Source organism: Synechococcus sp. CCY9202, assembly GCF_034931685.1.
Lineage (GTDB): Bacteria > Cyanobacteriota > Cyanobacteriia > PCC-6307 > Cyanobiaceae > CBW1002.
Genome location: NZ_JAYGID010000132.1, coordinates 1 through 6,617, shown reverse-complemented (window position 1 = coordinate 6,617; position 6,617 = coordinate 1). Strand labels below are relative to the sequence as shown.

Sequence of the window (6,617 nt, the reverse complement as noted above, 5' to 3'; positions counted from 1 at the left end):
CGGGATCCGCTCCTCGATCGAGACGTAGGAGAACAAGGAGCCGCTGCGCTCCTGCTGACCTCGCATCAAACCTGGGGCAGTTGACTCATTCTCGCAGAGGAAGCGGGGTTTTTCAGCAAACTCCTAAGGACATCTTTCGCACCCCCCTCGCCGAAGTGCGCTGGGCCCACCTGATCACCCCCCGGCACCAGCTCGACAAGAGCAAGCCCAAGGCCTGGACCGCCGACTTGCTGCTGCCCAACAGTGACGCGAACGCCCAGTCCTTCCTGCTCGCGATGGAGGACCAGTTCATCGCTCTGCACGGCAGTCGCAAGCGCCGGGCAGAGAAGGGTTTCCCCTGGAAGGCGGACAAGGAGAAGCCCAGCGAGATCACCGTGGTCCGCTTCAAGGTGCCGCAATTCCAGCGGCGCGACGGCTCTCTCTCCGAGGGTCCCCGCATCGTCGATGCCAAAAAGCAGCCCTGGGATGGGGCCGCTATCGGCAACGGCTCCAAGGTGATCGTCGCCTTCGACATCTACGACTGGGACGGGGAGAACGGCTGCGGCATGACCTTCCAGCCGCGTGCCGTTCAGGTCGTGGAGTTCGTGCCCTACGAGCAGGTCGACCCCACCGATGGCTTCGAGGAGGTCGAGGGATACACCACCACCGGCAGTGGTGCCGGTGATTGGAGCACTGGCGCTGCGGATGACGGCGAGGAGTTGTTCTGATGCCGCTTGATCGTCAGGGCATCAACTCCGGGACCTGGAGCGGCAGGCCCCCTCACCGGCCCGGTCCCCAGCTGCCTGCGTTCTGCCGCACCCGCCGGCCCACCACCGTCGCGGTCGCAGCCACCAGTCTGGTTTGCCTGCGAGGCCTGGTGCTGCTGGGGCTGGCGTTTCAGATCAGCACATTGCTGCTCTTGCTTGCAGGGCCCGTGCCGCCGCGGTTCTCACCGGCCACTGTCAACAACCACTTCCGCTCCGGTCCCGATCCCAGCTCAGCCCTCAACGGGCCTGTCACCGCCTCACCGATTTCAGACCGATGAACAACAACACGTCTTCCCTAGTGCCCTTTGAGTACGAGGGCCGCCAAGTCCGGGTCATCAGCGATGAGCTGGGTGATCCTTGGTTCGTGGCAGCTGATCTGCTTGCCTCGCTCGCCCTCGACCGCAAGGCCTTGGAGCGGCTTGATGGCGACGAGAAGGGTGTGAGTTCAATTCACACCCCTGGTGGCGAGCAGGTCATGACGATCGTGAATGAGCCAGGGATGTACAACCTCGTGCTGGGCAGCCGCAAGAAGGAGGCACACCGGTTCAAGCGCTGGGTAACTCACGAGGTGCTGCCGGCAATCCGTCGGACAGGGAGCTACACCGTGCCAGCTACCGTCCCGACTCCGGCTTCGTTGCCCTCAGAGAAGCAAGACAGCGTCGGCGCTCTTCTGCTGATCGGTCAAGCCATTGCACGGCTCCCCGGTGTGAAGGCCGGGATCGCCATGGCTGCCACCCTCAACTGCATCCAGGAAAACACCGGCCTGGCAGTGGAGACCCTGCGTCGTGCCTTGCCGGCTGCCGAAGAGCCCATCTGTTCGCTGAATGCCACTCAGTTGGGTCGGCAGGTGGGCATGTCGGCCAGGGTGATGAACCAGCACCTGGCGGCCTGCGGGCTGCAGACCCGCAATGCCCGCGACGAGTGGGAGTTGACGCAACGGGGCCAGGAATGGGCCGAAGCCATGCCCTACTGCCGCCATGGACACAGCGGTTACCAGATTCTCTGGAATCCCGCAGTGGTTGGCCTCTTGCGGGAGCTGAGCTGATGGAGAGTCAATCCGCACCAGCAACATCCGGTCGTCAGAGGGTCTGGGTGACGACGGCAGAAGCCTGCAGAGCGCTGGGCATGAGCCGCGAAACCCTCCGCCAGCTGCGGCTGCGGGGGGTGCTCACCCCGGGCAAGCACTACCGCCGCTGGGGCTGCACCCAGGGCCGGGGGCCGCTTCAGTGGCATCTGGAGAACGTTGAGGCGACAATCACAGGCTGGAGCCGGCGGCATCTGCAGCAATGAAAGCCACAATCCACCCGTAGAGTCATGTCTCTACGGGTGGCCGTGAACGGCCGAAGGCGTTCCTTGACACAGTCCAGGCCTCAAGACCGCTCCGCTGACTCCGGCCAGCACTTCCCGCAGGCGATACGCCGCTGGGGGAACAGCCTGGCGGTCAGGCTCCCGGCCGATTGCCTGCGTCAGGCTGGGCTGCAGGAAGGCGATCAGATCGACATCGTCGTTGGACCTGATGGCCGCCTGAGCCTGGAGCCTCTGCGCAGGCTGGATCGCTCTGACCTGGCCAATGATCTGCGCCAGCTACAGGCAACCATGCCTCTCACCCCTTCGGTGATCGAGGAATGCCGCGGCGCTGAACGCTGGTGACGCTCACCCATCGATGATCTATCTCGACACCAGCGTGGTGGTGGCTCTGCTTACCCCGGAAGAGCGCAGTGCCCAAGCCCTCGACTGGTTTGCGCAATCTCGGGGACCCCTGATCAGCAGCGACTGGCTGATCACCGAAACCCACAGCGCCCTGGGAATCAAGCAGCGCCACCACGGCCTCAGTGTTGAGGCGCGCCAGGCCGCTGGGGAGCAGTTCGAGCGCCTGCTGCAGGGCGGGGTGGAACTTCGTTCCCTCGATCGCGACCGCTTTCGCCAGGCCGCCGAGCTACTTCAAGATCCGGCCCTGGGCCTGCGGGCGGGTGACGCCTTGCATCTGGCGGTAGCGCTGCACAGCCGTTGCACCCGGCTGGCCAGCTTCGATGTGCGAATGCAGCAAGCCGCGACCGCTCTCGGGATGAGGCCAGCACTGAAATGAACCAACAATTGCTCCGCGTCAACCCCGTTGGCCGCCGGACACAGAAGCGTGCGCAGCACTTGAAATGAGCCGCGAAACCCTCCGCCAGCTGGGGCTGCACCCAGGGCCGTGGGCCACTGCAGTGGCACCTGGAGAACGTGGACAGAGGCCACCATTACGGGCTGGACAAGTAGGAGGCATCTGTGGCTCTGATGCCTTACCCGCCCGATTGCAGAGGGGGGAGAGCACGCAGAGAGAGGAACAACCGTTCCGCTCGGCCTGGCAAGGGCCGGAACCCCATCGACGCGTAGAAGCTGTGGAGACGAGCGCGTTCCGCTTCTCCAGCAGTGCCCGCCACATCGAGCAACATCAGCCGCACACCCAGGATCTGCCCCGCCCGTTGGCACTGCTGCATGGCATCCACCAGCAGGATGCGACCGAGCCCCTGGCCCTGATGCCTCCGGTCGACAGCGAGGTGGCTCACAAAAACACCTGGGATCAGATTCGAGCGCGGTGCCCGCGGGGCAGCATCGGCAGGCACATCGGCCACGCCGATGGCATGGGCATTGATGGCGTAGAAGCCCAGGCATGCCCGAGGTTCGTCGACCTGGGCAGCGTCGGTGGCGACGTAGAGCCGGGTGTAGCCATCACGCTGCTGGCGCTTGGCGGTGCGGCGCAAAAAGTTGTCCTGGCTGTCGCTGCCGCAGCTGAAGTCCTTGGTGTCGTGCAAGCCAGGGTCAAAGGCTTCGATCCGAACCGCCACCGGATCAGGAGCGCACGACCTGGTCCTGGTGCAGCTGCCAAGCCTCCAGCAGGGCGGGCGTTGGCGTGGTCTCTTCGTCGAGCGCGGCGAGTAGGGCCTGGTGATCGCCCTGGCTGAGCAAGGTCTGCTGCCTGCCACTGAGCAGCTCCTGAGCTCGTGCATAAGCCGACATCACCACGAAGGCGGAAGCCTCGATGCCCATCAGGTCTGCTGCCGCCTCAATGCTGGCCTTCACCGAGGGCTTGGTGCGCTGATCCATCCGAGCGGAGCGGGGCTCGTCGATCGCGTCGATCGCCGCATGGAGCATGGTCTCGACCGGCGACATGGCACACCAGGAAGCAGCTTCATCATTGTACGGGGGATGGCCGTACGTGGTCGCCGTCTGATCGGGGCTGCTGGGTCAATCAGGGAATCCTGGTGCAGATGGCCCAGGGCAATGCCGTCATGCTGATGCCGGTGCATGCCGAGCTCACGACGCAGCAGGCCGCTGATCTGCTGAACGTGTCTCGCCCCTTCCTGATCGAGCACCTGGAGCAAGGGGAGATCCCCTTCCGCAAGGTCGGCACCCATCGGCGCATCCGCCTATCCGATCTGATGGCCTACATGCACGCCATCGACCAGCAGCGTGCGGCAGCCCTCGATGAGCTGGCTGCCCAGGCCCAGGAGCTGGGCATGGGCTGCTGAGGTGAATCGCTTCACCGTCGTCTACGACGCTTGAACCTCGATGCCGAGTGGCCATGGGCGGCGATGCGGCAGCACCGAGCCAGCCTCAGGAACCCACCCAAGACGGGCGAAGAGTACCTGGCGACCCTGGAGGAACAACGTTTGAGCAGATTCCCGCAGGTCCTGCGGCACTACGCCGCCGAGCTCTGAGCACGTAACCTCTGGCCCAGCCTTTGCTCCGCCTTGGCGAAGGCGTCATCCACGACGTCATCCCCGCACCAGCGACTGTAGGCCGCCAGGTGGGTTTCCACTGAGTGACCCATGGCTGCTGCAACCACCTTGGGCGGAAGCTCGCAAGTGACATGAGCGCGGTGGGCATAACCATGGCGGCAGGAATAGAGCACCAACTTTTCGCCCTTCTCTTCATACTCCCGCCGTAGCTGTTGCCAGAGGGGTCGACGCCGCATGTAAGTCCCAAGGTCCTCAGCCCCATGACCTGGTCGCATCGGTGGCATACGGTCAGGTCGAAATGCTTTCTCGAGCCGCCAGTCCTGCGCCCAGTTGTCGCAAGGCAACAGTCGCAGGACTCTCGATCGAGTGCGGCCTCGACTGGAAACTTTCTGATAGGTCGTCCAGAGCTGTCCTTTTTGAATCTCCAGGTGTTGCAGTTCTTCTGGACGGAGGCCGTAGGCAGCCATCAGCTGAAACGCTAATCGCCAGCGCGGATCGGATATTGCCTCTACCAAACCCAGCACATGACTGACATCGATGGGTGTTGTAATCCCTCGTTCATCACGCTTCCGACCAACGTAGATCGAGAGGTCAAGTGGGGGTGCCCAGGATGATGGAAGCCGTTCCGAGTCGACGCCCCAACGCAAAAGTGCTGCTGTGAATTGAACCTGTAACTGACGGCCGCGAGATCCAGGTCTGTCCTTCCAGGACTCGATCACGGCCTCCAGAAGTTGCTTGGATGAGATGGGTCGTCGCTTGCCGCCAATGGCCTCCAGAACCACAGACATACGGCGCCAATAGATCCCATCCCAGGTGCTTTGCTTGATCGCCCCACTGCTGAGCTTGTGGTCTTTGAATCCTTGAATCAGTTGTGGCCAGTTGATTGCCTCGCTAACCGTTAATCCACTAGAGCTCGCTTCCTCAGAAGGAATGTGCGCGTGGGTTTCGATCGCGAGATCAAGGGGTACGCCATCGCTGTAATCGGCATGAATGGCAAGAACGGCTGCATGGATGGCTTGCCGCTCAGAAGCGGCCCAGGCAAAGGGCAATACCCGCTGCTGGCGAGCACCACCCGCAGCAGATGCAGAAACGTTCAGCAGAACCCGCCCACGCATCTCCGAAACCGTCCAGCCACTGCGAGGTCCCAGATCTGATGTGAGCGATAAGCGCAGCGCCGCGACCCAGCCACGGTCCTTGGCTGCCCGAGCTGGGCGAGGGGCAGTGGTGGGTTTCGGCACGGCTCCAGGGAATCAGGCACGCACGACACCCCTTGCAAGAGAATCTGCAAGAGAATCGCCCCTTCAGCTTGGCACGCCCGGCCAGAGACAGCCACATCCTGCAAGCCTGAAAGCCAGTAACAGCAAGGGTTCTTGGGGGTAAACTCCAGTTACGGCAGGCACTCCGGAAGAGCCGTATTCAAGGGCTTTGGGAGCACTAGGTCGCAGGTTCGAATCCTGTCGCCCCGATTCCAGTTACACCAAGGGCTCTCGGGAAATCCGAGAGCCCTTTTTCATGCCCTGTTTTGGGCTGTTGTGCGCAAGATGTGCGCAAAATCCAGGCCCGTGCGCAGGCTGCGCACCAGCGGGAATGGCCGGACAGGGGCTGACAGGGACGGGCCCGATAGCCTCCCGTGCACTCGGCCGGCGCCTCCTGGGTCCTCGGGTGCATCACCAGCCCCTGCGGGCACACCTGCCATCTGCCGATGCACTCCTGTCGTCCCGGCCTCTGGGCCACGGCCCGTGAGGCCCGTGAACACCTGGGCGTGAGCGAACGAACCCTGGCCCGCTGGCGCAACAGCGGTCTCTTTCGAGCAGGCCAGCACTGGCGGCGCAAGTTCCCCAGCCCGAACTCCCCGGTGCTGTATCACCTGGAGCACTGCCAGGTGGCGATGAGCAAGGCCACGGCCCGCCAGGCCGACTTGCTGGAAATCGGCCTGGCGCAGACGTCTGCGGGCAAGAGCTTCAGCAGGCCTCGACCAGTAGCGGATCCCAGCCGTGGTGAAGCTCCAGGGCATCGGCGATGCCTAAGAGTTTGCTGAAAAACGAGCCCACGAGCCAGTTTTCCACAGGCATCAGTGGATTTCCGGCTCAAAAAGTCGGATCGGCGGCTATCAGAGCCGCAAACTGCCCGATTTCGGCATCGTTGGCCT

11 protein-coding genes are annotated in these 6,617 nt (G+C 63.4%); 8 read left to right on the top strand and 3 right to left on the bottom strand.

Annotation, left to right across the window (positions count from 1 at the left end; genetic code table 11):
* Nucleotides 1-80 precede the first annotated feature (80 nt).
* The 6 genes from VB777_RS16135 (at nt 81) to VB777_RS16110 (ending at nt 2,832) form a co-directional block, all read left to right on the top strand.
* Complete coding sequence (locus VB777_RS16135; protein WP_323250196.1) at nt 81-707, top strand: hypothetical protein; 627 nt, start codon at nt 81-83, stop codon at nt 705-707.
* Nucleotides 707-1,024: a hypothetical protein gene (locus VB777_RS16130; RefSeq protein WP_323250194.1), complete on the top strand. Its 318-nt coding sequence runs from the start codon at nt 707-709 to the stop codon at nt 1,022-1,024. The genes VB777_RS16135 and VB777_RS16130 overlap by 1 nt, the downstream gene beginning before the upstream one ends.
* Complete coding sequence (locus tag VB777_RS16125; protein WP_323250192.1) at nt 1,021-1,791, top strand: Bro-N domain-containing protein; 771 nt, start codon at nt 1,021-1,023, stop codon at nt 1,789-1,791. The genes VB777_RS16130 and VB777_RS16125 overlap by 4 nt, the downstream gene beginning before the upstream one ends.
* Nucleotides 1,792-1,871: 80 nt before the next feature.
* On the top strand, nt 1,872-2,036 hold the full coding sequence (locus tag VB777_RS17525) for a hypothetical protein (RefSeq protein ID WP_416238383.1): 165 nt from the start codon (nt 1,872-1,874) through the stop codon (nt 2,034-2,036).
* Nucleotides 2,037-2,099: 63 nt separating this feature from the next.
* On the top strand, nt 2,100-2,396 hold the full coding sequence (locus VB777_RS16115) for an AbrB/MazE/SpoVT family DNA-binding domain-containing protein (protein ID WP_323250188.1): 297 nt from the start codon (nt 2,100-2,102) through the stop codon (nt 2,394-2,396).
* A gap of 13 nt (nt 2,397-2,409) precedes the next feature.
* A complete protein-coding gene (locus VB777_RS16110; RefSeq protein WP_323250186.1) occupies nt 2,410-2,832 on the top strand; it encodes a type II toxin-antitoxin system VapC family toxin in 423 nt (140 codons plus the stop codon).
* Nucleotides 2,833-3,028: 196 nt separating this feature from the next.
* On the opposite strand, the gene VB777_RS16105 is transcribed toward VB777_RS16110, so the two are convergent.
* Together VB777_RS16105 and VB777_RS16100 are read right to left on the bottom strand one after the other, a co-directional pair.
* On the bottom strand, nt 3,029-3,574 hold the full coding sequence (locus tag VB777_RS16105; protein WP_323250185.1) for a GNAT family N-acetyltransferase: 546 nt from the start codon (nt 3,572-3,574) through the stop codon (nt 3,029-3,031).
* Nucleotides 3,575-3,578: 4 nt separating this feature from the next.
* On the bottom strand, nt 3,579-3,899 hold the full coding sequence (locus VB777_RS16100; RefSeq protein WP_323250183.1) for a DUF1778 domain-containing protein: 321 nt from the start codon (nt 3,897-3,899) through the stop codon (nt 3,579-3,581).
* Between the two features lie 98 nt (nt 3,900-3,997).
* Here VB777_RS16100 and VB777_RS16095 point away from each other — a divergent pair, with 98 nt between their 5' ends.
* A complete protein-coding gene (locus tag VB777_RS16095; RefSeq protein WP_323250182.1) occupies nt 3,998-4,258 on the top strand; it encodes a helix-turn-helix domain-containing protein in 261 nt (86 codons plus the stop codon).
* 170 nt (nt 4,259-4,428) lie between these two features.
* On the opposite strand, the gene VB777_RS16090 is transcribed toward VB777_RS16095, so the two are convergent.
* Nucleotides 4,429-5,583, bottom strand: a complete 1,155-nt coding sequence (locus VB777_RS16090; protein WP_323250180.1) for a hypothetical protein — start codon at nt 5,581-5,583, stop codon at nt 4,429-4,431.
* Between the two features lie 587 nt (nt 5,584-6,170).
* Here VB777_RS16090 and VB777_RS16085 point away from each other — a divergent pair.
* Nucleotides 6,171-6,506, top strand: coding sequence for a helix-turn-helix domain-containing protein (locus VB777_RS16085; protein WP_323250178.1), 336 nt, complete (start codon nt 6,171-6,173; stop codon nt 6,504-6,506).
* The last annotated feature ends 111 nt before the right edge of the window (nt 6,507-6,617 follow it).

Bases quoted from the DNA above. Each gene is read 5' to 3' on its own strand.
- VB777_RS16130 (WP_323250194.1), top strand. From the start codon at position 707: ATGCCGCTTGATCGTCAGGGCATCAACTCCGGGACCTGGAGCGGCAGG.
- VB777_RS16090 (WP_323250180.1), bottom strand. From the start codon at position 5,583: ATGCGTGGGCGGGTTCTGCTGAACGTTTCTGCATCTGCTGCGGGTGGT.
- VB777_RS16125 (WP_323250192.1), top strand. From the start codon at position 1,021: ATGAACAACAACACGTCTTCCCTAGTGCCCTTTGAGTACGAGGGCCGC.
- VB777_RS16095 (WP_323250182.1), top strand. From the start codon at position 3,998: ATGGCCCAGGGCAATGCCGTCATGCTGATGCCGGTGCATGCCGAGCTC.
- VB777_RS16085 (WP_323250178.1), top strand. From the start codon at position 6,171: ATGCACTCCTGTCGTCCCGGCCTCTGGGCCACGGCCCGTGAGGCCCGT.
- VB777_RS16100 (WP_323250183.1), bottom strand. From the start codon at position 3,899: ATGTCGCCGGTCGAGACCATGCTCCATGCGGCGATCGACGCGATCGAC.
- VB777_RS17525 (WP_416238383.1), top strand. From the start codon at position 1,872: ATGAGCCGCGAAACCCTCCGCCAGCTGCGGCTGCGGGGGGTGCTCACC.
- VB777_RS16110 (WP_323250186.1), top strand. From the start codon at position 2,410: ATGATCTATCTCGACACCAGCGTGGTGGTGGCTCTGCTTACCCCGGAA.